The organism is Mesorhizobium australafricanum, assembly GCF_033977265.1.
In the GTDB taxonomy this organism is placed as follows: Bacteria; Pseudomonadota; Alphaproteobacteria; order Rhizobiales; family Rhizobiaceae; genus Mesorhizobium; species Mesorhizobium australafricanum.
The window spans coordinates 1-26,931 of sequence record NZ_JAVIIT010000014.1 but is presented as its reverse complement, the minus strand read 5'-3'; the positions used below and the strand labels follow the sequence as shown (position 1 = coordinate 26,931).

Here is a 26,931-nt window from a genome sequence, read left to right as displayed (position 1 = left end):
AAATGTCCGCAGACTGGCCGGTCAAACCGGCCGAAAAGTTTGAAGGGCGCGCCGCGTCTTGGAGCGACGCGCCATTGCCTTATTCGGCGGCGTCGGGCAGGCGCGTCTGGTTCTCTTCGACCTGGGTATTCTCCAGCTCCACATTGAGACCCAGCGAGCGCATCTCCTTGACGAGAACGTTGAAGCTCTCCGGGATGCCCGCCTCGAACGTGTCGTCGCCGCGCACGATCGCCTCGTAGACCTTGGTGCGGCCGGCGACGTCGTCCGACTTCACCGTCAGCATTTCCTGCAGCGTGTAGGCGGCGCCATAGGCTTCGAGCGCCCAGACCTCCATTTCGCCGAAGCGCTGGCCGCCGAACTGCGCCTTGCCGCCCAGCGGCTGCTGGGTAACGAGCGAGTACGGACCGATCGAACGCGCGTGGATCTTGTCGTCCACCAGGTGATGCAGCTTGAGCATATAGATATAGCCCATCGTCACCTTGCGATCGAACGGCTCTCCGGTGCGGCCGTCATAAAGCTGCGACTGACCGCTGGTGTGCAGGCCAGCCTGCTCCAGCATGGTGTTGATGTCGGCTTCATGGGCGCCGTCGAACACCGGGGTCGCAATCGAGACGCCGCGGCGCATCTGTTCGCTCAGGCGAACGATGCTCTCGTCGTCGTAGCTGCGCACCGGCTCGTTACGGTCATTGGCCGGCATGAAGCTTTCGAGCGTCTTGCGCAGCGGCTTGATGTCGCCGCCCGCCTTATACGCGTCGATCAGCTCGCCGATCTTCCTGCCCATGCCGGCGCAAGCCCAGCCCAGATGCGTTTCCAGGATCTGGCCGACATTCATGCGGCTCGGCACACCCAGCGGGTTGAGCACGATATCGGCATGCGTGCCGTCCTCGAGGAAAGGCATGTCCTCGACCGGAACGATGCGCGACACGACACCCTTGTTGCCGTGACGGCCGGCCATCTTGTCGCCCGGCTGCATCTTGCGCTTCACCGCCACGAAGACCTTGACCATCTTCATGACGCCCGGAGGCATTTCGTCGCCGCGCTGCACCTTCTCGACCTTGTCCATGAAGCGCTGCTCGAGCGCCTTCTTGGACTCGTCATACTGGCCGCGCAGGGCCTCGAGCTCCCCCTGGAGCTTTTCGTTCTCCACGGCGAACTGCCACCACTGCGAACGCGGATACTCGTCGAGCGTGTCCTTCGACAGCTTCGAGCCCTTCTTGAAGCCCTTCGGGCCGGCAATCGCCTCCTTGCCGACCAACGTGTCGGAAAGACGCGCATAGACGTTGCGGTCGAGGATCGCCTGTTCGTCGTCGCGGTCCTTGGCCAGACGCTCGATCTCCTCGCGCTCGATCGCCATGGCGCGCTCGTCCTTCTCCACGCCGTGGCGGTTGAAGACGCGCACTTCGACGACCGTGCCGAAGGTGCCCGGAGGCATGCGCATGGAGGTGTCGCGGACATCCGAGGCCTTCTCGCCGAAGATGGCGCGCAGAAGCTTTTCCTCCGGCGTCATCGGGCTTTCGCCCTTCGGCGTGATCTTGCCGACCAGGATGTCGCCCGGCTGCACTTCGGCACCGATATAGACGATGCCGGCTTCGTCGAGGTTCTTCAGCGCCTCTTCCGAAACGTTCGGAATGTCGCGCGTGATTTCCTCCGGCCCGAGCTTGGTGTCGCGCGCCATGACCTCGAACTCCTCGATGTGGATCGAGGTGAAGACGTCGTCGGCCACGATGCGCTCGGAGAGCAGGATCGAGTCCTCGTAGTTGTAGCCGTTCCACGGCATGAACGCGACGAGCACGTTGCGGCCGAGCGCCAGATCGCCGAGCTCGGTCGACGGACCGTCGGCAATGATGTCGCCCTTGTTGACGCGGTCGCCCATGCGCACCAGCGGACGCTGGTTGATGCAGGTGTTCTGGTTCGAACGCTGGAACTTCATCAGCCGGTAGATATCGACGCCGGACTTGCCGGGATCGAGATCTTCCGTGGCGCGGATGACGATACGGGTGGCGTCCACCTGATCGACCACGCCGCCACGGCGAGCGCCGATGGCCGCGCCCGAGTCACGGGCGACGACCGGCTCCATGCCGGTGCCGACGAACGGCGCCTCGGCGCGCACCAGCGGCACGGCCTGACGCTGCATGTTCGAGCCCATCAGCGCGCGGTTGGCGTCGTCGTTCTCGAGGAACGGGATGAGCGCCGCCGCAACAGACACCATCTGCTTCGGCGACACGTCCATCAGGTCGACGTTTTCACGCGGCGCCATCATGACTTCGCCGGCGTTACGGCAAATGACGAACTCATCGACGAAGCCGCCATTCTTGTCGAGCTCGGCGTTGGCCTGCGCGACGTGGTGCTTGGCTTCTTCCATCGCCGACAAATAGACGACCTCGTTGGTCAGCTTGCCGCCCACGATCTTGCGGTACGGGCTTTCGATGAAGCCGTACTTGTTGACGCGCGCGAAAGTGGCGAGCGAGTTGATCAGGCCGATATTCGGGCCTTCCGGCGTCTCGATCGGGCAGATGCGGCCGTAATGCGTCGGGTGCACGTCGCGCACCTCGAAGCCGGCGCGCTCGCGGGTCAGACCGCCCGGTCCAAGCGCCGACAGGCGACGCTTGTGGGTGATCTCCGACAGCGGGTTGGTCTGATCCATGAACTGCGACAGCTGCGAGGAGCCGAAGAACTCGCGCACGGCGGCTGCCGCCGGCTTGGCGTTGATCAGATCCTGCGGCATGACCGTGTCGATCTCGATCGAGGACATGCGTTCCTTGATCGCGCGCTCCATGCGCAGCAGGCCGACGCGGTACTGGTTCTCCATGAGCTCGCCGACCGAGCGCACGCGGCGGTTGCCGAGATTGTCGATGTCGTCGATCTCGCCCTTGCCGTCGCGCAGCTCGACCAGCGTCTTGACCACGGCCAGGATGTCTTCCTTGCGCAGCACGCGCACCGTGTCCTCGGCCTTGAGCTCGAGGCGCATGTTCATCTTGACGCGGCCGACGGCCGACAGATCGTAGCGCTCGCTGTCGAAGAACAGCGAGTTGAACATGGCTTCGGCGGTTTCCAGCGTCGGCGGCTCGCCCGGGCGCATGACACGGTAGATGTCGAACAGCGCGTCCTGGCGGCTCTCGTTCTTGTCGACGTTGAGCGTGTTGCGGATATAGGCGCCGACATTGACGTGGTCGATGTCCAGAATCTGGATCTCGTCCTCGCCGGTGCCGAGCAGCACCTTCAGCGTCTTGTCGTCGATCTCGTCGCCTGCCTCGAGGAAGATCTCGCCGGTGGCGTAGTTGACGATGTCCTCGGCGAGGTAGTTGCCGAGCAGATCCTCGTCGGTCGCCTTGATGGCCTTGAGACCCTTCTCGCCAAGCTGGCGGGCCTGGCGGGCGGTGATCTTCTTGCCTTGCTCGACGACGATTTCGCCGGTGTCGGCGTCAACCAGGTCGCCGACTGCCTTGAGGCCGCGGAAGCGCTCGACGTTGAACGGAATGCGCCAGTGGTCGCCGGCGCGCTTGTAGGTGATCTTGTTGTAGAAGGTCGACAGGATCTCTTCGCCGTCCATGCCAAGCGCCATCAACAGCGACGTCACCGGAATCTTGCGGCGACGGTCGATGCGGGCGTGCACGACGTCCTTGGAATCGAACTCGATGTCGAGCCACGAGCCGCGGTACGGGATGACGCGTGCGGCGAACAGAAGCTTGCCCGACGAGTGCGACTTGCCCTTGTCATGGTCGAAGAAGACGCCCGGCGAACGGTGCATCTGGGAGACGATGACGCGCTCGGTGCCGTTGACGATGAAGGTGCCGTTCGACGTCATGAGCGGCATGTCGCCCATATAGACGTCCTGCTCCTTGATGTCCTTGATCGACTTCGCGCCGGTATCCTCGTCGATATCGAACACGATGAGGCGCAGCGTCACCTTGAGCGGCGCGGCATAGGTCAGGTCGCGCTGACGGCACTCGTCAACGTCGAATTTCGGTGCCTCGAACTCATACTTCACGAACTCCAGCATCGAGGAGGCGGAGAAGTCGGAAATCGGGAAGACCGACTTGAAAACAGCCTGCAGTCCTTCGTCCGGACGGCCGCCCTTGGGCTCGTCCACCATCAGGAACTGGTCATAGGATGCCTTCTGAACCTCGATGAGGTTCGGCATCTCCGCAACTTCCGGGATCTTTCCGAAGAACTTGCGTACGCGTCTGCGGCCATTGAAAGTCTGGGTCTGGGCCATCGTCGCTCCTTAGCTCTGAACTCGGGGCGAACCTCGCCGTGGTTCGCCTTGCATGCCGAGCCACCTGGGCGGCGGCTCTCTGTCTGTTCTCCGGCCGCCCTTGCCAATTGCGTGGCGGCTGCCGGCTGAAACGGGAGAAAACCCGTTTCCTGAGGGCCGGTCCGCGGCCCTCAGGAAAGAGGTTCTCGTCTGTTCTCGCGCTACGCGTTCTCCCCCGCACGGCAAGGGAGTGGCGGACGGCGCGAGGCCGCCCGCCGCTTGATACGCCTTACTTCAGCTCGACCTTGGCGCCAGCTGCTTCCAGCTGAGCCTTGAACTTGTCGGCGTCGGCCTTGGAAACGCCTTCCTTGACCGGCTTCGGAGCCGCTTCGACCAGGTCCTTGGCTTCCTTGAGGCCAAGGCCGGTGATGGCGCGGACTTCCTTGATGACGTTGATCTTCTGGGCGCCGGCGTCGGCGAGAACGACGTCGAATTCCGTCTTCTCTTCAACCGGAGCAGCAGCAGCGGCGCCAGCGCCGCCAGCAGCGGCGACCGCCACCGGAGCAGCAGCCGAAACGCCCCACTTCTCTTCCAGGAGCTTCGACAGCTCGGCCGCCTCGAGGACGGTCAGCTTCGAAAGGTCGTCTACGATCTTTGCCAGATCAGCCATTGTTGTATTCCTTTACTTGGTTCGAACGTGTGTTGTTGACAGCGAGGAACGGCCTCATGCCGCCTCGTCCTTCCGGGCGTAAGCGCCGATGACACGCGCGACCGAAGCCGCGGGCGCATTGACGATCTGGGCGATCCGGGTTGCCGGCGTGGCGATCATGCCGACCAGCCTGGCGCGCAGCTCGTCGAGCGACGGAAGTGTGGCGAGTGCCTTCACACCGTCGGCGTTGAGCGAGGTCGAGCCCATCGCGCCGCCGAGAATGATCAACTTGTCATTCCCCTTGGCGAAATCGGACGTGACCTTCGGCGCCGCAACCGGATCCTCCGAATAAGCGACCAGCGTCTGTCCCTTGAACAGATCGATGATCGATGCGGAGTCCGTGCCCTGAAGAGCGATCTTGGCGAGACGGTTCTTCGCGACTTTGACGGTGCCACCGGCAGCGCGCATCTTCGACCGAAGGTCGTTCATTTGCGCCACGGTGATGCCGGCGTAGTGGGCCACGACGACTGAACCCGCGTTTCCGAACGCTTCGTTCAGGCCCGTGACGAGTTCGCGCTTTTCCGCTCTGTCCACTGCCTATCTCCAGTTGACCCCTGCCTCATTTCCGAGGTCAGAAGTCGGGTTGCCTTTTGCCGGCCGGGCCATCCAAATCCTGGATCTCCCGAACGGCGCTCGAGGATCCTGCCCCCTTTCGCCACATCGACGGCCAAGCCGGCGATGCGCTGACAAAAGGCAAACACGGTTCGAACCTTTCATTGGAGCTTTCCGCTCCTTTGTCGGGTCTTCACCCGTCTCATGCAGGCCCACATGAATTAAGGCTTTTGGGCCGCCTGCAATCTCGGACAGGATATCCGGAAACCTTTCGGCTTCCGGGGTACCGGGCCGCCGACGGATCGGCGGCCCGGAATTCTTTTGCGATCGGCCCTGGCCGACCGGATGACACTTACGACGCGGCGAGCGTCGCGAGGTCGAGCTTGAGGCCCGGGCCCATCGTCGAGGTGACGGACACCTTCTTGACGTAGTTGCCCTTTGCGCCGGTCGGCTTGGCCTTGTTCACCGCGTCGGCGAAGGCCCGCACATTCTCTTCCAGCGCCTTGACGTCGAACGAGACCTTGCCGACGCCGGCCTGGACGATGCCGGCCTTCTCGACGCGGAACTCGACGGCGCCGCCCTTCGAAGCCTTGACGGCCGCTGCCACATCGGTGGTCACGGTGCCGACCTTCGGGTTCGGCATCATGCCGCGCGGGCCGAGCACCTTACCCAGACGGCCGACCAGCGGCATCATGTCCGGGGTGGCGATGCAGCGATCGAAATCGATCGTGCCCTTCTGGACGATGTCGACCAGGTCCTCGGCGCCAACGATATCGGCGCCGGCGGCCTTGGCTTCCTCGGCCTTGTCGCCACGGGCGAACACGGCGACACGCACGGAGCGGCCGGTGCCGTTCGGCAGGTTGACCACGCCGCGGACCATCTGGTCGGCATGACGCGGATCGACGCCGAGATTCATCGAGATCTCGACGGTCTCGTCGAACTTCACCTTGGACCGGTCCTTGAGCAGCTGCAGCGCTTCGGAGAGCGCATAAGCCTTGTTCGGATCGATGCCTTCGCGGCTCTTGGCAACACGCTTTGCAATCTTTGCCATGATCTTAGCCCACCACTTCCAGGCCCATCGAGCGGGCGGAGCCCTCGACCATGCGCATGGCCGCCTCGACGTCGTTTGCGTTCAGGTCCTTCATCTTCTGCTCGGCGATCGCGCGTACCTTGTCGCGGCTGATCGTGCCGACCTTGGTCTTGCCCGGCTCCTTGGAGCCCGACTTCAGGTTGGCGGCCTTCTTCAGGAAGTAGCTCACCGGCGGCGTCTTCATGACGAAGGTGAACGACTTGTCCTGGTAGTAGGTGATGACGACCGGGATCGGCGATCCCTTCTCGAGCTCCTGGGTCTGCGCGTTGAACGCCTTGCAGAATTCCATGATGTTGATGCCGCGCTGACCAAGCGCCGGGCCGATCGGGGGCGACGGCGTGGCCGAGCCCGCGGCAACCTGGAGCTTGAGCTGGCCTGCAACTTTCTTAGCCATCTCTATTCCTGCCTTTTCTCATGCCGGCCCCACGATCTGGGAACACCGGCGGTTGCAGTCTGGTGGTGCGGTTCCGACGGCCGGCTGTGCCGCCTTCGCCTCCCACCCGTTCATGCGGCGTCTGCCGCCGCTCCCGACGCCTTCGGCGCGGGTATCCGGATCAGCCCTTTTCGACCTGTCCGAATTCCAGATCGACAGGCACCGCGCGCCCGAAGATCGAAACTTCCACCTTGAGGCGGGCACGCTCCTCGTCCACCTCTTGGACGACGCCGTTGAACGACGCGAACGGGCCGTCGGAAACGCGGATCGCCTCGCCGATCTCGAAGGTGACCGAGGGCTTCGGCCGCTCGACGCCTTCCTGGACCTGGTTCAGGATGCGCTGCGCCTCTGTCTCGGTGATCGGCACAGGCTTGGAGTCCCCCAGGAAGCCGGTGACCTTCGGCGTGTTCTTGACCAGCGAGAAGACGGCGTCCGTCAGGTTGGCCTTCAGAAGCACATACCCCGGAAAGAACTTGCGCTCGGCATCGACCTTGCGGCCACGGCGGATCTCGACGACCTTCTCGGTCGGCACCACGATCTGCTCGATCTCGCCGGACAGGCCCTTCTGTTTGGCCTTGTTCTCAATATCCTCGGCGACCTTCTTCTCGAAGTTCGAATAGGCGTGGACGATATACCAGCGCGCAGTCATTTCACGACCTCTCCGTAATCGCCGAATTAATGCCCGAGGCCCAGAATCTTCTCGATCCCATAGCCCATGGCTATGTCGGCGGTGAAGAAAAAGATCATCGCGATGACCGCGAACACGAGCACCATCACCGTCGAGATCATGGTTTCGCGCCGCGAAGGCCATGTCACCTTGGCCGTCTCCGCGCGAACCTGCTGGAGAAAGGTGAAGGGGTTGGTGGTTTTCGAAGCCATGTGCCGCCTGTTTTCAAGACCCGTTGGCCGGGCCTCCTGGATGATCCCGCTGGCCGGGACGTGCCGCCTGGGCTCTGTGCGGCGCCGAATCAGCACCGCCATTGCACCCACGCAAATCAGACGCGTAAAGCCGGCTTCCCAGCTCCACGCGTCGCGTGTCTGTTCCGTCTACATAAAACCGATTCTCAATCCACGCAAGTGGCAAGCGTCCGCTTTATGTTCTAACGCCGCCTCGGAACCATCCAGTCGTCCCGTCCCGGCTATGCGGGGCTTATGCCCTAATTCACGCTATATGGCAAGCCATCCGGCGATATTCAACGGCAGAGGCCTCGATCGGCCATTTGGGAAATGGCACGGGCAGCAGGGCTCGAACCTACGACCTGCGGTTTTGGAGACCGCCGCTCTACCAACTGAGCTATGCCCGTGCATGCGCGTATTTGTGCGCAGGCGCTTCCTAAAAGCTTCCGGGTCCTCTGTAAAGAGCGCTCGCATGCCGTTTTAAAACCATTGCCGGAAATCTGGATCGCATTTGCGCCGGCAACGGATCGCGCTCGCGCAACGACGCGCCCGCGCCTACGGCTTCCCGGCAGGCGGCTTGAACGGTCCGCCCGGCACGCCCCAGCCCCAGGCCGGCATCGGCTCGGTCTCGGGATCGCAGGTCTCGCCGAGATTCGAGTTCATCTTCGCCAGCCGCGATCCCCATTCGACGTAACCCATGAAGGCGGAGCGGAACTCGGGATCATCCGGCAGGCCAACCTCATCCGCGGCGTCGGCAAGGAGATTGATCCAGCGGCGCCGCTGCACTTCGGTCAGGTGCTTGCCGAGATGATGCATCACCATCTCGCGGTGGCCGCCATGCCTTTCGCTATAGGACTTCGGCCCGCCGAAGACCTCGCCGATAAAGGCGGCGACATGCGCCGGATGGTCCGGCGACATGTGCTTGAACACCGGACCGACGATCGGATCCCGCGCCACCTTGTCATAGAAGGTCCGGGTCAGCCGGTTGAGCGCCTCGCTGCCACCGGCCCATTCATACAAAGTCGGAATATCCTCGCGCATCGCCGATCCTCCTTAATGCATGTCGCCAGAAGTGTGCAGCGGTTCTGGGACAACGACATGCATCAAAACAAAGACTTAAAGCGCGTCGCCTGAATCCGGTTCAGCGCGACGCGCTTTAGTCGGTGGTCGCAAAGGATAGCGGAAGCCCTGCCCGCCTCAACCTGCCCCCATGGCCAGTGCGAGAATGGGATTACAATTTCGCCGACGCCTTTGCCTCGGCATCAGCGGCCGGAAGAACCCTGCAATTGTCTGGCCTGGGCGCGGATCTGCAAATGGTGGCGCCCGTCAGCGCGTCCACCGATTGCGGGCCGGTCGTCAGTCCGAATTTCTGCAGTTCGTCCCGGCCGAGTTCCCTGTGCTTCGCATATTCGGCCGACTGCATCGCGACGAAAAAGCCCGAGCCGATCGCCATCTCGTCAAGATACGCCCTGACCTTCCCTTCCATGCCCATGGAATGCACCAGGAAATGCGCATCGGCGCCAACCAGGCGTCGGACACCGCCGGCGATCATCACCGCGCAGGCGGCGTCGCATTCGGCGCCTGCATCGACGGTGAGGCCGGCATGGAGACCGTCGGTTGCGACGCACCCCACGGCGCCCGGATCGCAATCGAGAAAGTCCGTTCGGGCGACCGCGACATCCAACCCGCGCTCGCGGATCAGCCGGCCTGCGCCGAGAGCGACCTGCACATCTCCACCCGGCGAGTTGATCACGACGGGCAACCGGCGCTCACGGATCGTATCGAGCAACTGGCGCAGCTTGTCGGCCGTACCTGCGGCGATCGTGCCTTCCGCCGAAATCCATTCCGGACAATCGGGATTGCAAAGCGGATTGCTGCCGCGAACAAGAACGAAGCGCATCTCCTGTTCCTGAGCTTCGGGCGCGGGCGCCGGGGCAATGGGAGAAGGCACGACCGCCGCGACAGCGGCCGGCTTGCCGTTCGCCGGTACCTCCCGGCAATTCACCGGCACCGGGTCATGTTGGCAAATGGTCCTCTCGGTCAGCAAATCGAGCGAATCGAGGCTGGTGACGAGCTTCATCTCCAGCATGTCTTCGGGCTCGATCTGCCTGATGTCGCTGGCAGGCGTCGCCTTCATCACGCCCAGCACGCCCTGTTCGACGCCCATCTCCTTCAAATAGCCCGACAGCCGCTCCTCGACCGCCTTGCTCATCTCATAGGTCTTGTAACTGCCGGCATTCTTGCGGCTGACGATCTTGGTGCTGATGACCTTCTTCTTGCCGTTCACGATGCGATAGGTCGTGCGGTAGAGCAGCTTCTCGCGCCGGAAGGTGGTGGTGATCTGGTGGACGCCGAGATAGGCCCATTCACCGACGACGCGGCGGATGCCGCCGGCAAACATCAGCGGGCACGCCGAGTTGCACATCGCACCGCTGTCGTGGGCAACGCCGAAATAGGGAGCAACACCGGAATAGGGCTGGCCCTTGCCGTCATTGTCCCGGCAAGTCTTCATCGCCGGCGAGCAGCCGGAAAACTCCGTAATGCCGACCGCGATATCGAGCTTGTTCTTGCGGACCATGCGGCCAAGCTGAAGCGCGGCATCGACGTTGCCGCCGGGAGAATTGACGACGATCGGCAGTTGCCGCCTGCCGAGCGTCTTCAGCAGGCGCCTGAGCAGCATCGGCGTGCCCGCATCGATCGTCCCTTCGGCTGAAATCCATTCCGGGCAGTTCGGCTCGCAGCCCGGCGCGCTGCTGCGCACGACGACGAAGCGCATCGTCGGACCGTAGTCCGGCGGCTCTTCCTTTGCGGCGGCACCGAAGGCGGCCAGCCCCATGGCAGCGGCCAATCCCAGGCGCAGCAGTCCGCGCCAGCACCGTATGGTCGTAGGACGGAATGTGGAAACCACGTCTGGCAAGCCCTCGGGTACAACCCATACTAGTTACGGCGACGACGGTTGCAACAGAATTGAAAAGGTCCTGGCAATACTGTTTCCAAAACTAAAAGGGCGGCCCGAAGACCGCCCTTCCTTGCCGAACCGGCGATAACCGGATCGATTACTCCTTGATGGTGACGACGATGCCGGCACCGACGGTGCGGCCGCCTTCACGGATGGCGAAGCGCAGCTTCTCTTCCATCGCGATCGGCACGATCAGCTCGACGTCGACGGTGATGTTGTCGCCAGGCATGACCATTTCGGTGCCGGCCGGCAGCGTCACGATGCCCGTCACGTCCGTCGTGCGGAAGTAGAACTGCGGACGGTAGTTGGTGAAGAACGGCGTATGACGGCCGCCCTCGTCCTTGGTCAGGATGTAGGCCTCGGCCACGAACTTCTTGTGCGGCTTCACCGTGCCGGGCTTGGCCAGAACCTGGCCGCGCTCGACACCTTCACGGTCGACGCCGCGCAGCAGCGCGCCGATGTTGTCGCCGGCCTGGCCCTGGTCGAGCAGCTTGCGGAACATCTCGACGCCCGTGCAGGTCGTCTTGGTGGTCGGACGGATGCCGACGATTTCCAGTTCCTCGCCGACCTTGACCACGCCGCGCTCGACGCGGCCGGTCACCACCGTGCCGCGGCCCGAGATCGAGAACACGTCCTCGATCGGCATCAGGAACGGCTTGTCCAGCGGACGCACAGGCGTCGGGATGTAGGCGTCGACCTGAGCCATCAGCTCGCGGATGGCGTCCTCGCCGATGGTCTTGTTGGAATCTTCCAACGCAGCCAGCGCCGAACCCTTGACGATCGGAATGTCGTCGCCGGGGAACTCGTTCTTCGACAGAAGCTCGCGAACCTCGAGCTCGACCAGCTCAAGCAGCTCGGCGTCGTCGACCTGGTCGACCTTGTTCAGGAACACAACGATCGACGGAACGCCGACCTGGCGGGCAAGCAGGATGTGCTCGCGGGTCTGCGGCATCGGGCCGTCGGCGGCCGACACAACCAGGATCGCGCCGTCCATCTGCGCGGCACCGGTGATCATGTTCTTCACATAGTCGGCGTGGCCGGGGCAGTCGACGTGGGCATAGTGACGGTTGGCCGTCTCATACTCGACATGCGCCGTCGAAATGGTGATGCCGCGCGCCTTCTCTTCGGGTGCCGCGTCGATCTGGTCATAGCGCTTGTATTCGCCAAAATACTTCGTGATCGCCGCCGTCAGCGACGTCTTGCCATGATCGACGTGGCCGATCGTGCCAATGTTCACATGCGGCTTGGTGCGCTCGAATTTACCTTTTGCCATAGTCTCTTTCCTTGGACGGCCTTGACCTTCAGTTCAGTCGAATGCGGGGCGATTAGCGACAACGGCTGAAAAACACAAGTGCCTTGTGGCTGAGCGGATTCTCGCTCGACCCGTACCAATGGTCGATTTCAGTGGGATATGGCGCCGATATAGGGACGCCGGACATAAAATCAAAGGCTCCGGGCTGGCCCATTGCCGCCGCGACGCCGCTCTGATCTTGTTCGCCGGATGCAGTTCATTCCGGCAAATATCCGCGGCCCGCTGTTCATGATCGTCTCGACGGGCTCCTACCTCGTCAACGACACGATGATGAAGCTCGCGACCACGGGACTGCCGCCCTATGAAGTGCTCCTGCTGCGCGGCGCGGCGGCGATGCTGTGGGGCGTGCCGCTGCTTCTGATGCTGGGCTATGCCAGGCAGATCCCGCTGCTCTTCGAGCGCAAGGTGCTGCGCCGGAACCTGTTCGAGCTGCTGGCGATCCTGTGCTACGTCGTGGCCCTAGCCAACATGCAGATCGCGGATTCGACGGCGCTCGGCCAAGTCACGCCGCTCATCGTGCTGGTCGGCTCCTCGATGCTGTTCGGCGAAAAGATCGGCGCCACGCGCATGGCGCTGATCGGGCTTGGCTTTGTCGGGGCGCTTATGGTGGCGCAGCCGACAATGCAGGGCATTTCGGTCTATGCCCTGCTGGCGCTCGGCAATGCGGCCTTCGCGGCGGTACGCGACCTTGCCGGCCGCAAGGTGGGCGCCGAGGTGCCGGGCATGATTGTCGCCATCTCCGCGGTCGTGGTGGTGCTGGTCGGCTCAGGCGCGGCGCACCTCGTCTGCGAGCAATGGGTGATGCCCGGGGGACGTCATCTGCTGCTGATCGCGGGCGCCGGCCTGTTCCTGATCTTCGGCCATTTCTTCATCTTCATGGCCTACCGCGTCGGGCCGACAAGCGCGGTCGCGCCCTTCTATTACTGCTTCACCGTCTGGGCGGTCATTTCGGGTCTCTTGGTGTTCGGACAGTTCCCGAACGCGCTCGCCGTCTGCGGCATCCTGCTGGTGATGGCCAGCGGCCTGGCGATCGTCTCGCTCGACGAAAGAAAGCGCCGGCTGGCCATGGTCGCCTGAAGGCGCAAAGTCAGTACGGGCCGACCCAAAGGGTCGACCACCAGCAGCCGATCAAATGCGGCTTTCTCTACCTCTACAGCGTGCGCTTGCCGGAAATCTGATGGTAGGCCCAGAGCACGACGACCGAGCCGATCACGGCCACGATCAGGCTCCAGATGTTGAGGCCGGTGACGCCCGACGCACCGAAGGCGCTGAAGATCACGCCGCCGACGATGGCGCCGACGATGCCGAGCACGATATCCATGATCATGCCCTGACCGGTCTTGTTGACGATCTTGCTGCCAATGAACCCTGCGATGATGCCGAGAATGATCCAGCTGATGATGCCCATAGTTCCCTCCAAAATCCCCCGCCGCGCCATCATGGTCATATGATTGTCAAAAGCTCAAGACAGCTTGAAATTCCGACCGTTTGCCCCATTCTGGGGCCGGGCGGACTTGGCTGGATAAGACTTGGCTGGATAACAGGAGATCCACGATGGGCCTTTTCGACAATGCCGTTCCCGGCGGCAATATCACCAAACCCCTGATGATCGCGCTCGGCGCGCTTTTGGTCGGCAAGATGTTGAGCGGCAGAAGCGAAGAGCCGGCCGCGCCGCAAGCGCCGGCGCCGGCTCCGACGGACACATCCGCCGACGGCGGCTTGCTCGGCGGTCTCGGCGGCCTGCTCGACAAGCTGAAGGGCGCCGGCCACGGCAACGTGGCCGATTCCTGGGTTGGCACCGGCCAGAACCAGCCGATCAATGCCAATGACCTCGGTGCCGCGATCGGCCCACAGGTCATCCGCGAGATCGCCCAGCGCACCGGCATGAACGAGCAGGAACTGCTGCAGCAACTCTCCACGGCGCTGCCCGGCATCGTCGACAAGCTGACGCCGAACGGCCAGATCCCGCAGAACCATCAGGTCGCTTCGGCCTTCAACAGCTAAGCGGCGTGATGAAGCGGAATGCGCTGCGCGCTACGGCGCGCGGCGGTTCTGTCCGAATGGCGGTCAAGCGGGAAACCCGGCAGGCAGGCGATCTGGAGCGGGTAGCGGGAATCGAACCCGCATATTCAGCTTGGAAGGCTGCTGCTCTACCACTGAGCTATACCCGCGCCTTACACTGAAGTACCGGATTCACCCGAAAAGCGCCATGCACTTTCGGTCCGAGACTTGTTCGTTTCAGGGCTTCCGGGCCGGCAGTGGTGGAGAGGGTTGGATTCGAACCAACGTAGGCTAAGCCAACGGATTTACAGTCCGTCCCCTTTAACCACTCGGGCACCTCTCCAGTCTGCCGCCGGAGCCATGCAACGAGGCATTTTCGCCGATCCGGAACCCGAGTAAGATCTTCTCCGAAATCAGCGAAGCGCCTTATGGCGGCAAGGCCGATGGGTGTCAACCGCCGTGGCCAGGGTTTTTCGAGGATGTTCGGCATTCATTGCCGTGGGCCATATCCTTAGCCGGACGGGGCCGCTATAGAGGCCGCATGAGCGACGATAAAAGCAACAAGCCGGGCACCCCAAAGGATACCCATTACGCCAAACTCAGGCGCGCGCATCGCGACCAGAAGGCCGGCGGCGCGCCGGCATTCCGGCCGCGCCAGCCGGTGCCGCCGGGCGATGGGCCGGCCGACGGGCTGGTGCGGCTCTACGGCCTGCACACGGTGCGGGCGGCGCTCGACAATCCGCGGCGCAAGATCAGGAAAATGCTGGTGAGCCGCAACGCCGCCGAGCGGCTTTCGATCGCCGATCTTGCCGCCCTGCCCTTCAAGGCCGAGCTGGTCGAGCCGAAGGACATCGACAGGATCACGGGCTCCGATGCGGTGCATCAGGGCGTGCTGATCGAAGCCGAACCGCTCAAGCCGAAGCGTCTCGACGCGCTTGGCGACACAAGGCTGGTGCTGGTGCTCGACCAGGTGACCGACCCGCACAATGTCGGCGCGATCCTGCGCTCCGCGGTCGCTTTCGGCGCCGGCGCGTTGATCACGACCGCCCGGCACAGCCCGCAGGAATCCGGCGTGCTGGCGAAATCCGCCTCCGGCGCGCTGGAGCATATCGACCAGATCGAGGTGAAGAACCTCGCCGATGCGCTCGGACAGTTGCACGAGGCCGGCTTCCAGACCATCGGGCTCGATTCCGAAGGGCCGGCCGAGCTGGAAAAAACCTTCGACGGCGAGAAAATTGCCCTGGTGCTGGGCGCGGAAGGCAAGGGCCTGCGGCAGAAGACGCGTGAGACGGTGACCGCCCTCGCCCGTCTCGACATGCCCGGCGCCATCCACTCGCTCAACGTGTCGAACGCGGCGGCGGTGAGCCTCTACGCGGCGAGGAAATTCCTCGCGAGTAGTGAGTAGTGAGTAGTGAGTAGTGAGTGGTTTTCGCGGCCAACCATTACAAAACTACTCACTACTCACTACCTACTTCGAGTCCCGCCATCCGCTCCAGCGCCCTAACCAGCGCCGAGTGATCCTCCTTGGCTCCGCCATTGGCAGCGCAGGAATTGAACAGCTGCTGCGTGGTCGACGTGTTGGGCAGCGACACGCCGATCGCCTTGGCGCCTTCCAGCGCCAGATTGAGATCCTTCTGGTGCAATTCGATGCGGAAGCCCGGCGCGAAGGTGCGCTTGATCATGCGCTCGCCATGCACTTCGAGGATGCGCGAGGCGGCGAGCCCTCCCATCAGCGCCTGCCTGACCTTGGCCGGATCGGCGCCGGCCTTCGAGGCGAAAACCAGCGCCTCGCCGACGGCTTCGATGGTCAATGCCACGACGATCTGGTTGGCGACCTTGGTGGTCTGGCCGACGCCGTTCGGGCCGACCAGCGTGATGTTCTTGCCCATCTTCTCGAAGATCGGCCTGGCGCGCTCGAAGGCCTTGTCCTCGCCGCCGACCATGATGGTGAGCGAAGCCGCCTTCGCGCCGACCTCGCCGCCCGACACCGGCGCATCGAGATAGTCGCAGCCGAGATCATTGATCTTTTTGGCGAATTCCTTGGTGGCGATCGGCGAGATCGAGCTCATGTCGATGACCAGCTTGCCCTTCGACAGGCCGCCGGCGACGCCGTTCTCGCCGAACAGCACGTCGGCCACCTGCGGGGTGTCCGGCACCATGGTGATGATGATGTCGGCGGCCTTGGCCGCCGCGTTGTGGCCGGTCACGGTCTTCAGCCCCTTGGCGACGAGATCGGCCGGCGGTTTGGAGCGATGGTCGCTGGCAATGACTGGATAGCCGGCGTCGAGCAGATGCCCCGCCATTGGCGCGCCCATGATGCCGAGGCCGATGAAGCCGATGGTTTCCATTGTTGTTCTCCTGAACGTCTCGTTCGAATACATCGCACGGTGGGCGCTGCCCCTCATCCGCCTGCCGGCACCTTCTCCCCGTATAATGACGGGGAGAAGGGAAGCGCTTAAGCCGCGGCGCTCCCATGTCCGGCGAACTCGCTGAACCAGCCGAGCCCGGCTTCCGTGCCGGCCTTCGGCTTGTATTCGGCGCCGATCCAGCCCGAATAGCCGAGCCGGTCGATGTGATGATAGAGGAAGGGATAGTTGATCTCGCCCGTCCCCGGCTCGTGACGGCCGGGATTGTCCGCAAGCTGGATATGCGCGATGCGGGGAAGGTTTGCCTCGATGGTACGGGCGAGATCCCCCTCCATGATCTGCATGTGATAGATGTCGTATTGCAGGAACAGGTTCTTCGAGCCGATGCGGTCGATCAGCGCCAGCGCCTGGTCGGAATAGTTCAGGAAGAAGCCAGGGATGTCGCGGGTGTTGATCGGCTCGATCAGCAGCCTGATGCCGGCCTGCTCCAGCTTCTCGGCCGCGAAGGCGAGGTTTTCGGCAAAGATGTTTTCCAGAACGGTGCGATCGGCACCCTGCGGCACGATGCCGGCCAGGCAGTTGATCTGCTCGCAGCCCAACGCATGCGCGTAGCTTATCGCCTTGGCGATGCCCTGGCGGAATTCCGGCACACGGTCGGGCAGCACGGCGATGCCGCGCTCGCCCTTTGCCCAGTCGCCGGCCGGCAGGTTGAAGAGAACCTGGCTGAGACCATTCTTCTTCAGGCGCGCGGCGACAACGTCCGGCGCATGATCGTAGGGGCCGATATATTCGACGCCCTTGAAGCCGGCGCGGGCGGCGGCATCGAAGCGGTCGAGGAACTCATGCTCGCCGAAGAGCATCGAAAGATTGGCTGAAAAACGCGGCATTCTTTTTCTCTTTCTTGTCCGCCTTACCCTAGTCGAGCATCACAATCGCGGTGGGGGCATCCTCATGGCTCTCGGCAAGTTCCTCGAATTCCGTGATCTTGTCGATTTCCGTGCCCATGGAAATGTTGGTGACGCGCTCGAGGATGAATTCGAGGACGACCGGAACCTGATGCTCCTTCATCAGCCGCTGCGCCTCCTTGAAGGCGCCGGCGAATTCCTCGGGCTTGCGCACGCGGACCGCCTTGCAGCCCATCGCCTCGGCGACCGCGACATGGTCGACGCCGTAGCCTGCCTCCGGATCGCCCGCCCGGTTGACGTTCTCGAAGGCGAGGCTCACCTCGTAATCCATCGAAAAGCCGCGCTGCGCCTGGCGTATCAGGCCGAGATAGGCGTTGTTCACGACAACGTGGATGTAAGGCAGCTTGTGCTGCGCGCCGACGGCCAGCTCCTCGATCATGAACTGGAAGTCGTAGTCGCCGGAGAGCGCGACGATATCGCGGTCCGGATCGGCGGCGCGCACGCCAAGTGCTGCCGGCAGCGTCCAGCCGAGCGGGCCGGCCTGGCCGCAATTGATCCAGTTGCGCGGCTTGTAGACATGCAGGAACTGCGCGCCGGCGATCTGCGACAGGCCGATCGTGGTGACATAGGTGGTGTCGCGGGCGAAAGCCTTGTTCATCTCCTCATAGATGCGCTGCGGCTTCAGCGGCACCTGCTCGAAATGCGTCTTGCGCTTCATGGTCTTCTTGCGCTGCTGGCATTCCTTGGCCCAGCCCGACCAGTCGCGCAGCTTGCCGGCCGTGCGCCATTCGGTGGCGACGTCGAGCAGGATCTTCAGCGCAGCACCCGCGTCCGAGACGACGCCGAGATCCGGCGCGAAGACGCGGCCGATCTGGGTGGGCTCGATGTCGACATGGATGAATTTCTTGCCCTTGGTGTAGACGTCGACCGAGCCGGTGTGGCGGTTGGCCCAGCGGTTGCCGATGCCGAAGACGAAGTCTGACGCCAGCATCGTTGCATTGCCGTAGCGGTGCGAGGTCTGTAGGCCGCACATGCCGGCCATCAGCCGGTGGTCGTCGGGGATCGCGCCCCAGCCCATCAGCGTCGGGATGACCGGCACGCCGGTGATCTCGGCGAATTCGATCAGCAGATCGGACGCATCGGCGTTGATGATACCGCCGCCGGCGACGATCAGCGGCCTTTCCGCTTCGTTGAGCATCGCCAGAGCCTTCTCGGCCTGGGCGCGCGTCATCGCCGGCTTGAAGGGAGCGAGCGGCTCGTAGGCGTCGATGTCGAATTCGATCTCGGCGAGCTGGACATCGACCGGCAGGTCGATCAGCACCGGACCCGGCCGCGAGGAGCGCATCAGGTGGAACGCCTTCTGCAGCGCCATCGGGACCAGATAGGGCTCCATGACGGTGACCGCCCATTTGGCGACGGGTGCCGCGATCGACGCGATATCGACGGCCTGGAAATCCTCCTTGTTGAGCCGGGCGCGAGGCGCCTGCCCGGTGATGCAGAGGATCGGGATGGAATCCGCCGAGGCCGAATAGAGGCCGGTGATCATGTCGGTGCCGGCCGGGCCGGAAGTGCCGATGCAGAGCCCGATATTGCCGGCCTTGGCCCGCGTATAGCCTTCGGCCATGTGCGAGGCGCCCTCGACATGGCGGGCAAGCACGTGGCGGATGGTAGCCCTCGCCTTCAGCGCCGAATAGAGCGGGTTGATCGCCGCGCCCGGCACGCCGAAGGCATTGGTGATGCCTTCCTTTTCGAGAACGAGAACCGCCGCGTCGACAGCGCGCATCCTGGCCATAGCAAGCCTCCACTTCGTTGGTTGGCTTGAGAATGCCAGCGCGCCTTCGATTTTTCAATTTTTTCAGAATATTTTTTCATTTCTAGAAAACCCATCTTATTGACTGATTTCGTTTCACTTTTCGTTTTCCAGAAAACCTACCGCGACAATCTCTGAAAAACTTTTTCATTGCGTCCGGTATGAAATCGGCGAGAATGGCGCGTATGGACACGACGGAAAAACGCCAGCGCGGCCGGCCGCGCGCCTTCAACGGTCCTTCCGAAGCGGCATCGGTGCAGTCGCTCGACCGGGCACTCCGCATCCTGGCGATCGTCGCCGAGGCCAGCGGCCTGTCGCTCAGCGAAATCGCGGCGCAAAGCGGCATTGCCGCTTCCACCGCCTATAGAATGCTGACGACGCTGGAAAACCACGGCATGGTCGAGTTCGACACGACCGACCAGTTGTGGTCGGTCGGCGTCGAGACCTACCGCATGGGCTCGGCTTTCCTGCGCCGGCGCAAGCTCGTCGACCGCGCCCGCATCGTCATGCAGGAATTGATGGAAAAGACCGGCGAGACCGCCAATCTGGGTGTCGCCGAGGATGATTGCGTGGTCTTCGTCAACCAGGTCGAGACGCACCAGGCGATCCGCGCCTTCTTCCGGCCGGGCACGCGCAGCCCCTTCCATGCCTCGGGCATCGGCAAGGCGGTGCTGGCGCATCTCGAGCCGGAACGGGTTGCCGCCATCCTGCGCAAGGCAGGCCTGCAGCGCTACACCGACAAGACGCTGTCCGACATTTCTGCGCTGGCTCACGACCTTGCGACCATCAAGCATCGCGGCTGGTCGGTCGACGACGAGGAACGCCACCCGGGCATGCGCTGCGTCGCAGCCGCCATCTTCGACGAGTATGGCGAGCCGATCGGCGGCGTTTCCGTGTCCGGCCCGACGGTGCGGGTCACGCCTGAGCGGCTGGCCGAGATCGGTCCGCTGGTGCGCGACGCCGCGGCCGAGGTGACGAAGATGATCGGCGGCGCCAAAGCGGGCTGATCCAAGAGAATTTCTCCTTGCCCATGATCCTTGCGAGAAATCGGTCCGCGATTTCTCGGGTCATGCGCCCGGCAAGGCGCTTTTCACCGCAATGTCGAAGAAATCGAGCAGGATCGCGGCGCCGACGCCGCAAGCCGTGAAGATGAGGCCGGTGATGAAGATGCGGTTGGCGCGCTCGAAGACGCGACGCTGCAGCGATTTCATGTCCAGCAGCATGGCGAGTGCCCGCATCTGCAGCGCAATGCCGACCAGGATCGGCAGGACCGCGACCAGATGGTAGGTCTGCCAGGGGATCGGATTTGCGGCCCAATGGGTGATGAAACCCAGCGAAAAGGCCAGCAGGATGCCGACCGTGGTGACGGTGCCGTTGCGGAAAACCGTCTCCACCACTTCTTCCTTCGGGTCCTGCTCGTCCAAGCCACCCTCCCCGCCGTTGCTGCCAGACTAGACGCTCGCCAAATCGCTGTACACCTTCGCGTGCATGGACTTGGTCGCCTTGCGGGAGCGTTCCAATGCGTGCGAAAGGGCGCGGATGCGGAAAACAGTTCAGCTTTTATCTGCCGCGTCACTTTGCGGATGCGTGGCGGCGGCACCACCACCGCTCGAACCCGACGGCACCCAACGCGTCGATCCCATTCCGATCTCGCTGGCCCTGGAGGAGATCATCACCGCCGGCGTCCGCCAGCACTTGAGGAACCCTATCGCCGCAAAGTTCGGAACGATGCTCGCCGGAGAGCGCACGTTGAACGGCCGCCACGAGATCGTGGTGTGCGGTTATGTCGACGACAAGAGTTCTCCCAGCGGTTCCGACGGCAACGAACCTTTCATTGGCAAGATCTACCCCGATCCCGGGAACAGTTTCGAACTGGTGGCGATAGGCGACGAGGCTTCAGTTGGCGGCGCCTGCCGCATGGCGGGATTGGCGATGCCCGAGGCTAATACGAAGCCTCACCGTTAGGGTTACCGGCCGTGAAGCATCCGCTCGCTTCAATTAGCCGATCCAGCGGAGGCTCTAACGTTCAAACGCAAGAAAAGGGGCTGCGCGCAGCCCCTTTTTCCTGTCGTTGGTCCGCCTCCTCTTACAGATGGCAATAGTGCGGGTAGCCGTCGTAGCCGATGTAGGTGTTCGAACCCGGATCATAGCTGCCGTAGCGGGCCATGCAGCGGCGGACGTGCCAGGAACCGTCGTAGCCGTCTTCCTCGACATAGACCGGGCGGGGCTGCTGGGCGAGCATGCTTCCGAGGACGAAGCCGCCGACGCCGGCGGCAATACCGATGCCGAGTTCGCGATTGTGATGGTTGTGAGCGGCCGAAGGCTGGACGGTGCCGACGAGTGAGGCGGCTGCGACGGTGGTGGCGATGAGGCCGGAAACGATGGTGCGCTTGAACATGACGATCTCCTGGTTTCGGTGGAGAGGCGAACCATCCGCCTCTTGAACATGGGTCGTCGCGGCCCGGAAAAAGGTTCGAAGATTTTTTGAGATTTTTTCGCCGACGATTTTTCCGGCCAGTTCATTGTTTTCGAATGCAAAAAAGGGCGGCCCGGTGGGCTGCCCTTCGAAGGCAATACGTCCTCTCGCTAGAGATTGAGTGAGTGGTGAGTAGTCAATAGTGGCGAGGCAGCCGTCGCGAACGGGCATCCCTCCACTCACTACCGCCTACTGCCTACTCCCTCTTTTCACCCCATCCCGGTGACATGGCGCAGCCAGAAGGCGAGCACGATGAAGCCGACGAAGGTGGCGACGCCGGTCCAGTCGATGTTGGCCTTCTTCAGATCGCTGACGATCTTCACCAGGAGAAGCCAGGTCACGACGATAAGCGGCAGGACGATGACGAATCTGATCATGTGACACCCGGTTCGATGCGATTGCACCCGAACGAGATGTAGGAAGCGGCGCGCCGAATTTCAGCATGCCCCCTCGGCGACCGCGGCGGGTCCATCAGCAACCCAAAACGGAGTTTTGTCTTTACTGACGCACGAAATATGCTACCGGAGCGCCATGCCCTTGTAGCTCAGCTGGTAGAGCAGCGGTTTTGTAAACCGAAGGTCGCGGGTTCGATTCCTGCCGGGGGCACCATCCTTCGCTCTTCGAGTTTCGGATGGCAGGCCACATTCGCTCTCCGAGCTTCGGATGGCAGGCCGCCTTCGCACCTTCGCTCTGCGAGCTTCGGATGGCAGGCCACCCGAAGATCGTTAGACGAAGGAGTGTCCTCCGAAGCCTTGGCGAAGGAGGACCGCTGGCGGCTCATGCAAAGAGTTGAATTCCTTGCCCTGTCACTGAAAGGCAGTAGCAATCTGCGCAGTGGCCGCAGCCCTATCGAACGTGTTTCTGACCCTGACGGACCTGTAGACGTACGCCACCCAAATCCCGGTTACTGCAAACGATGCGATGACCGCGACCAGCGCTTCTCCCGCAAGAATCCGGCTGATTGAAACGCCGAGAACAGTCGAAGTCCAAACGACGTCGAGGATGAATACTACGGGGATCGCAATCCACTGATAAAGGAACAGCCGCTTGAAACGGGGACTGCGCCGCAGCATTGCGAAAAGAACGACCACCTGAAGCACCGCAAATGCCAGCAGCAGAACGATTTCGCCACAGACGGCCAGGGGCCCGTTGGGCAGCGCCATGAGCTGCTGATAACCTTCGCTCGACGAGAACAGCTCAGCCAACGTACGGAACGGCGACAAAATCTGCCCGATCGCCAGGAGCATAAGCCAACCGCCGAACCCAACCAAACCGTTCGGATGCTGTGACGGCTTGATCGCCGAGCGAACGGCAAAGAAGACAGGTACACCGATCAGCAGCAGCACGATCGCCCAATGCCAAATAGAAAACGTCCCCATTTCCCCCCCCCTTCCATATACACCTCAAAGTTGTCTCATATCTCAAATCTCAACTCAAGAGGCACATGGCAGGCGACCACCTTGTTAGTGGCTTAAACGACTGTTCCTCCTGGCTCCCTCGAACCCCGATCTCCGCCACCAATATCCTATTCTGCCTCCGTATCGCTGCGGGCAGGTCCGGTATCTTCGCTTCGTCGCGCTGCACGAACTCGATGATCATCATGTTCATGTTGTTGAAGATCAGTTCTCCCACCGCCGGTCCGTCTGTGTCCGGCCGCACGAGGCCGATCTGCTGCAGGCGGGCGATCAGCGCGCATATCTGCTCGGTCAGCGGTCGAGGCCGGTATAGGCTTGGCCGAAAGGGCTGTCGGGCCCGCGGCATCGCGCTCTACGAGAAAAAGACCGGCATGCTGCTATCCGGCGACATCGTCTGTGACGGGCCGTTGATCGACGACGTCTATCACTCCGATATCGAGGACTATGTCGGGACGATGCTTGCCATGCGCGAACTCGACGTGTCGGTCGTGCATGGCGGCCATTTCCCGAGCTTCGGCAAGGTGCGCTATCGGCAACTCATCGATGTCGCGGGCAAGCGCAAGGCCGGCTGCCACTTGCACGGCGGCTGGAGCGATCAGGGAAGCGAGCCTAAAGCGCCCTTTGCGGACAGGGGGTTCCCGTGGCGTCGCCACAACGGGAAGCCGTCGGCTGCGGCCGCTGGCTCATCTCTTCCGATTGACGCACCAGTTCGGCGAACATCAGCGCGAAACTTCCCATCATCAGGAAGACTATGATCAGACGCGTTACCGGCAATAGACAGGTCTCTCGACTGGCCAGCCCCCGCCAACCCATCCACTGTCGGCTAACATGATCGATCCGGCTTTACGAGTGCTTAAGCTCCGTCTTAACCATTGCAGCCATCACATTCGTTGCGCCTCTGTCATGAAGCGCGACAATCATCCTCGACGTCCCTTCGACCGGCACGGCACGCCGCCCTTCACAGATATGGGCGACGCATGCTACGCCGTCGCCGGCGCGGCCCCGCAGATGGTCGCCCTCCGGGAGCCATGAGCAAAGCCGCCAGCCGTTTCGCCTTCGTCTCTTCCGACACCGACGACGCCCGCGCCGCGCTGGAAAGCCTGTCGGCGCGCTATGGGCAGGTGCCTGTCGCCGAGGCCGAGATCATCATCGCGCTTGGCGGCGACGGCTTTCTTCTGCAGACGCTGCGCGACACGATGAGCACGGGCAAGAAAGTCTACGGCATGAACCGTGGCACCATCGGCTTCCTGATGAACGAGTATCGCGCCGGTGGCCTTGAGGAACGCATCGCCGCCGCGGTCGCCGAGACCATCCGGCCGCTCGAAATGGTGGCGGTCACGCGTGATGGCGAATCCGTCTCGGCGCCGGCGATCAACGAGGTGGCGCTGTGGCGCCAGTCGTACCAGACGGCGAAGATCCGGATCACCGTCGACGGTCAGGTGCGGCTGGAGGAGCTGAACTGCGACGGCGTGATGATCGCCACGCCCGCCGGTTCCACCGCCTACAACCTGTCGGCGCACGGGCCGATCCTGCCGCTCGATGCGCCGCTCCTGGCGCTGACGCCGGTAAGCCCTTTCCGACCGCGCCGCTGGCGCGGGGCGCTGCTCTCCAACAAGGCGACCATACGCTTCGACATCCTGGAAGCCGAAAAGCGTCCGGTGAATGCCGCCGCCGACCATACAGAGGTCAAGGCGGTGGCCTCCATCACCGTGCGGGAATCGCCGACAGCCACGGCAACTTTGCTGTTCGATCCGAACCATTCTTGGAACGAACGTATCCTTGCCGAGCAATTCCGCTACTGAGCCGGCGCAACGATATTGTTTCGATTAAGCATGTCGCCCAAAAGTGCGCAGCGGTTTTGGGAAAGCGGTATGCATCAAACAAAGATTAGAAGCGCAAAGCCTGAATCCGTTTCGACGCAACGCGCTTTAAGCATCGCGATTAAGGTTACGTCTTCACAATCGCCGGATTCCCACCCGTTTCTGTTGACAAATCGCGGACTTGCGCCTAACTGCAACCGCGATCTTGCAGGTGCGCGGCGCCTGCCGCAACGCGTGTTGCGATTTTTCCCGAACCAGCCAAAGACAACAAACACTTGTCCTCAGACACCACGACCGCTCCAGAAGCGTTGACCTTTTCAGACCTCGGCCTGTCGCCGAAGGTCCTTTCCGCAGTCACCGATGCCGGCTACACCCAGCCGACGCCGATCCAGGCCGGCGCCATCCCGCATGCGCTGCTCGGCAAGGATGTGCTTGGCATCGCCCAGACCGGCACCGGCAAGACGGCTTCCTTCGTGCTGCCGATGCTGACCCGACTGGAAAAGGGCCGCGCCCGCGCCCGCATGCCGCGCACCTTGATCCTCGAGCCGACACGCGAGCTTGCCGCCCAGGTCGAGGAAAACTTCGTCAAATACGGCAAGAACCACAAGCTCAACATCGCGCTCCTGATCGGCGGCGTATCCTTCGACGAGCAGGACAAGAAGCTCGAACGCGGCGCCGATGTGCTGATCGCCACGCCAGGCCGCCTCCTCGATCACCGCGAGCGTGGCAAGCTTCTGCTCAATGGTGTCGAAATCCTCGTAATCGACGAGGCCGACCGCATGCTCGACATGGGCTTCATCCCCGACATCGAGCGCATCTGCGAGATGATCCCGTTCACCAGGCAGACGCTGTTCTTCTCGGCGACCATGCCGCCCGAGATCACCAAGCTCACCGAAAAATTCCTGCATGCGCCGGTGCGCGTCGAGGTCTCCAAGGCCGCATCGACCGCCACCAGCATTATCCAGCGCCTGGTCAAGTCCGGCTCGAAGCCGTGGGACAAGCGCGAGACGCTGCGCAATCTGATGAAGGCCGAAGACGCCGAGCTGAAGAACGCCATCATCTTCTGCAACCGCAAGGTCGAGGTGTCGGAGCTGTTCCGCTCGCTGCTCAAGCATGATTTCGACGCCGGCGCCCTGCATGGCGATATGGACCAGCGCGCCCGCATGCAGATGCTTGCCAATTTCCGCGACGGCAAGCTGCGTTATCTCGTTGCTTCGGACGTCGCCGCGCGCGGTCTCGATATTCCCGATGTCAGTCACGTCTTCAACTACGATGTGCCGATCCACGCCGAGGACTATGTCCACCGCATCGGCCGCACCGGCCGGGCCGGCCGTTCCGGCAAATCCTTCACCATCGCCACCCGCGCCGACACCAAATATGTCGACGCCATCGAAAGGCTGATCGGCACGAAGATCGAATGGCATGACGGCGACCTGTCGACCGTGACCGAAAGCGAGGGCGAGGAATCGCCGCGCCGTGGCCGCGGCGCCCCGCGTCGTGCCGGCCGCAAGGACGAAGACCGCAAGGATCGGGGTGAGCGCAAGAAGGACCGTCACGCCAAGCGCGACGAGACGCCCGAGGCCGTGCGCGACGAGCAGCCTGTCGCCGAAGTGGCCGACATCGCCGAGCGCCGCGCCCGCAAGGATGCGATCCGCTCGGAGAACGAGCGTAAAGGCCCGGGCAACCGTCACGAGCAGCGCGGCGACGCCCGTCCGCAGCGCGACCGCCCTGGCCGCCATCGTCAGGAAGAAGACGACGCGACCGTCGGCTTCGGCGACGATATGCCGGCCTTCATGCGGATCGTCGCGAAGGTCTGAAGTCCATACCGGCATAGCCTGGAATAAAAACGGCCCCTAGCGGGGCCGTCAGACTGCTGACAAACCCCTGGCGTTAGCCGGGGGTTTTTGATTCACTGGGTCATGTTGAAGCGACCCGCCCCCGAACAGACCGCCCTTGAGATGGTGACGTTGGACCAGCTGGTCCCGGGTGAT

25 protein-coding genes, 4 tRNA genes and 1 pseudogene are annotated in these 26,931 nt (G+C 62.9%); 9 read left to right on the top strand and 21 right to left on the bottom strand.

What is annotated here, in order from left to right; genetic code table 11:
* Nucleotides 1–79: 79 nt before the first annotated feature.
* The 11 genes from rpoB to tuf form a co-directional block, all read right to left on the bottom strand.
* Nucleotides 80–4,216, bottom strand: a complete 4,137-nt coding sequence (rpoB, locus tag RFM98_RS23505) for a DNA-directed RNA polymerase subunit beta (protein ID WP_320311060.1) — start codon at nt 4,214–4,216, stop codon at nt 80–82.
* A 268-nt stretch (nt 4,217–4,484) separates the two neighbouring features.
* A complete protein-coding gene (rplL, locus tag RFM98_RS23500) occupies nt 4,485–4,865 on the bottom strand; it encodes a 50S ribosomal protein L7/L12 (protein ID WP_320311059.1) in 381 nt (126 codons plus the stop codon).
* 54 nt (nt 4,866–4,919) lie between these two features.
* Complete coding sequence (gene rplJ, locus RFM98_RS23495) at nt 4,920–5,438, bottom strand: 50S ribosomal protein L10 (RefSeq protein ID WP_320311058.1); 519 nt, start codon at nt 5,436–5,438, stop codon at nt 4,920–4,922.
* A 370-nt stretch (nt 5,439–5,808) separates the two neighbouring features.
* Nucleotides 5,809–6,507: a 50S ribosomal protein L1 gene (gene rplA, locus RFM98_RS23490; RefSeq protein WP_320214045.1), complete on the bottom strand. Its 699-nt coding sequence runs from the start codon at nt 6,505–6,507 to the stop codon at nt 5,809–5,811.
* Between the two features lie 4 nt (nt 6,508–6,511).
* Entirely contained in the window at nt 6,512–6,940 is a 429-nt protein-coding gene (rplK, locus tag RFM98_RS23485; RefSeq protein WP_042642146.1) for a 50S ribosomal protein L11, read from the bottom strand.
* 160 nt (nt 6,941–7,100) lie between these two features.
* Complete coding sequence (gene nusG, locus RFM98_RS23480) at nt 7,101–7,628, bottom strand: transcription termination/antitermination protein NusG (RefSeq protein WP_041003121.1); 528 nt, start codon at nt 7,626–7,628, stop codon at nt 7,101–7,103.
* Nucleotides 7,629–7,654: 26 nt separating this feature from the next.
* The gene (gene secE, locus RFM98_RS23475; RefSeq protein WP_320311149.1) at nt 7,655–7,858 is read right to left on the bottom strand and encodes a preprotein translocase subunit SecE; all 204 of its coding nucleotides are present in this window, start codon (nt 7,856–7,858) and stop codon (nt 7,655–7,657) included.
* A 349-nt stretch (nt 7,859–8,207) separates the two neighbouring features.
* Nucleotides 8,208–8,283: transfer RNA gene (locus RFM98_RS23470), tRNA-Trp, on the bottom strand.
* A gap of 148 nt (nt 8,284–8,431) precedes the next feature.
* Entirely contained in the window at nt 8,432–8,917 is a 486-nt protein-coding gene (locus tag RFM98_RS23465) for a group II truncated hemoglobin (RefSeq protein ID WP_320311057.1), read from the bottom strand.
* A gap of 190 nt (nt 8,918–9,107) precedes the next feature.
* Nucleotides 9,108–10,712: a COG3904 family protein gene (locus tag RFM98_RS23460; protein WP_320311056.1), complete on the bottom strand. Its 1,605-nt coding sequence runs from the start codon at nt 10,710–10,712 to the stop codon at nt 9,108–9,110.
* Nucleotides 10,713–10,932: 220 nt separating this feature from the next.
* Nucleotides 10,933–12,108 (bottom strand): elongation factor Tu, encoded by a 1,176-nt coding sequence (gene tuf / locus RFM98_RS23455; protein WP_095765516.1) that lies wholly within the window; start codon nt 12,106–12,108, stop codon nt 10,933–10,935.
* Between the two features lie 228 nt (nt 12,109–12,336).
* Between tuf and RFM98_RS23450 the strand changes: the two genes are divergently transcribed.
* Entirely contained in the window at nt 12,337–13,224 is an 888-nt protein-coding gene (locus RFM98_RS23450) for a DMT family transporter (protein WP_320311055.1), read from the top strand.
* A 73-nt stretch (nt 13,225–13,297) separates the two neighbouring features.
* Here the strand turns inward: RFM98_RS23450 and RFM98_RS23445 are convergent, their stop codons facing one another.
* Nucleotides 13,298–13,555 (bottom strand): GlsB/YeaQ/YmgE family stress response membrane protein, encoded by a 258-nt coding sequence (locus RFM98_RS23445; RefSeq protein ID WP_320214041.1) that lies wholly within the window; start codon nt 13,553–13,555, stop codon nt 13,298–13,300.
* Nucleotides 13,556–13,701: 146 nt separating this feature from the next.
* Between RFM98_RS23445 and RFM98_RS23440 the strand changes: the two genes are divergently transcribed.
* Complete coding sequence (locus RFM98_RS23440) at nt 13,702–14,151, top strand: YidB family protein (RefSeq protein WP_320311054.1); 450 nt, start codon at nt 13,702–13,704, stop codon at nt 14,149–14,151.
* 93 nt (nt 14,152–14,244) lie between these two features.
* Here RFM98_RS23440 and RFM98_RS23435 read toward each other — a convergent pair.
* Nucleotides 14,245–14,318: transfer RNA gene (locus tag RFM98_RS23435), tRNA-Gly, on the bottom strand.
* 88 nt (nt 14,319–14,406) lie between these two features.
* Nucleotides 14,407–14,491: transfer RNA gene (locus RFM98_RS23430), tRNA-Tyr, on the bottom strand.
* Nucleotides 14,492–14,689: 198 nt separating this feature from the next.
* On the opposite strand from RFM98_RS23430, the gene RFM98_RS23425 reads away from it, so the two are divergent.
* Entirely contained in the window at nt 14,690–15,553 is an 864-nt protein-coding gene (locus tag RFM98_RS23425; protein ID WP_320311053.1) for a TrmH family RNA methyltransferase, read from the top strand.
* Between the two features lie 52 nt (nt 15,554–15,605).
* On the opposite strand, the gene RFM98_RS23420 is transcribed toward RFM98_RS23425, so the two are convergent.
* The 3 genes from RFM98_RS23420 to gcl all read right to left on the bottom strand — a co-directional run bounded on the left by RFM98_RS23420 (nt 15,606) and on the right by gcl (nt 19,211).
* Nucleotides 15,606–16,529, bottom strand: a complete 924-nt coding sequence (locus RFM98_RS23420; RefSeq protein WP_347349898.1) for a 2-hydroxy-3-oxopropionate reductase — start codon at nt 16,527–16,529, stop codon at nt 15,606–15,608.
* Nucleotides 16,530–16,603: 74 nt separating this feature from the next.
* Nucleotides 16,604–17,401, bottom strand: a complete 798-nt coding sequence (gene hyi, locus RFM98_RS23415; protein ID WP_320311051.1) for a hydroxypyruvate isomerase — start codon at nt 17,399–17,401, stop codon at nt 16,604–16,606.
* A 28-nt stretch (nt 17,402–17,429) separates the two neighbouring features.
* Complete coding sequence (gene gcl, locus RFM98_RS23410) at nt 17,430–19,211, bottom strand: glyoxylate carboligase (protein ID WP_320311050.1); 1,782 nt, start codon at nt 19,209–19,211, stop codon at nt 17,430–17,432.
* 203 nt (nt 19,212–19,414) lie between these two features.
* On the opposite strand from gcl, the gene bhcR reads away from it, so the two are divergent.
* Nucleotides 19,415–20,236, top strand: coding sequence for an HTH-type transcriptional regulator BhcR (gene bhcR / locus RFM98_RS23405; RefSeq protein ID WP_320214035.1), 822 nt, complete (start codon nt 19,415–19,417; stop codon nt 20,234–20,236).
* Nucleotides 20,237–20,296: 60 nt separating this feature from the next.
* Here the strand turns inward: bhcR and RFM98_RS23400 are convergent, their stop codons facing one another.
* On the bottom strand, nt 20,297–20,653 hold the full coding sequence (locus RFM98_RS23400) for a hypothetical protein (RefSeq protein ID WP_320214034.1): 357 nt from the start codon (nt 20,651–20,653) through the stop codon (nt 20,297–20,299).
* A gap of 115 nt (nt 20,654–20,768) precedes the next feature.
* On the opposite strand from RFM98_RS23400, the gene RFM98_RS23395 reads away from it, so the two are divergent.
* Nucleotides 20,769–21,194, top strand: a complete 426-nt coding sequence (locus RFM98_RS23395; RefSeq protein ID WP_320311049.1) for a hypothetical protein — start codon at nt 20,769–20,771, stop codon at nt 21,192–21,194.
* A 121-nt stretch (nt 21,195–21,315) separates the two neighbouring features.
* Here the strand turns inward: RFM98_RS23395 and RFM98_RS23390 are convergent, their stop codons facing one another.
* Both RFM98_RS23390 and RFM98_RS23385 read right to left on the bottom strand, forming a co-directional pair.
* Nucleotides 21,316–21,876: a BA14K family protein gene (locus RFM98_RS23390; protein ID WP_320311048.1), complete on the bottom strand. Its 561-nt coding sequence runs from the start codon at nt 21,874–21,876 to the stop codon at nt 21,316–21,318.
* Nucleotides 21,877–21,914: 38 nt separating this feature from the next.
* Nucleotides 21,915–22,082: a hypothetical protein gene (locus tag RFM98_RS23385; protein WP_320311047.1), complete on the bottom strand. Its 168-nt coding sequence runs from the start codon at nt 22,080–22,082 to the stop codon at nt 21,915–21,917.
* A gap of 156 nt (nt 22,083–22,238) precedes the next feature.
* Between RFM98_RS23385 and RFM98_RS23380 the strand changes: the two genes are divergently transcribed.
* Nucleotides 22,239–22,314, top strand: a tRNA-Thr gene (locus RFM98_RS23380).
* A 197-nt stretch (nt 22,315–22,511) separates the two neighbouring features.
* Here the strand turns inward: RFM98_RS23380 and RFM98_RS23375 are convergent.
* On the bottom strand, nt 22,512–23,084 hold the full coding sequence (locus RFM98_RS23375; RefSeq protein ID WP_320311046.1) for a DUF2569 family protein: 573 nt from the start codon (nt 23,082–23,084) through the stop codon (nt 22,512–22,514).
* Between the two features lie 377 nt (nt 23,085–23,461).
* Here RFM98_RS23375 and RFM98_RS23370 point away from each other — a divergent pair.
* The 3 genes and pseudogenes from RFM98_RS23370 to RFM98_RS23360 form a co-directional block, all read left to right on the top strand.
* A pseudogene (locus tag RFM98_RS23370) lies at nt 23,462–23,698 on the top strand (MBL fold metallo-hydrolase); the annotation flags it as partial.
* A gap of 450 nt (nt 23,699–24,148) precedes the next feature.
* Nucleotides 24,149–24,922, top strand: a complete 774-nt coding sequence (locus tag RFM98_RS23365) for an NAD kinase (protein WP_320214030.1) — start codon at nt 24,149–24,151, stop codon at nt 24,920–24,922.
* Between the two features lie 293 nt (nt 24,923–25,215).
* Complete coding sequence (locus RFM98_RS23360; RefSeq protein WP_320311045.1) at nt 25,216–26,757, top strand: DEAD/DEAH box helicase; 1,542 nt, start codon at nt 25,216–25,218, stop codon at nt 26,755–26,757.
* Nucleotides 26,758–26,931 lie beyond the last annotated feature (174 nt).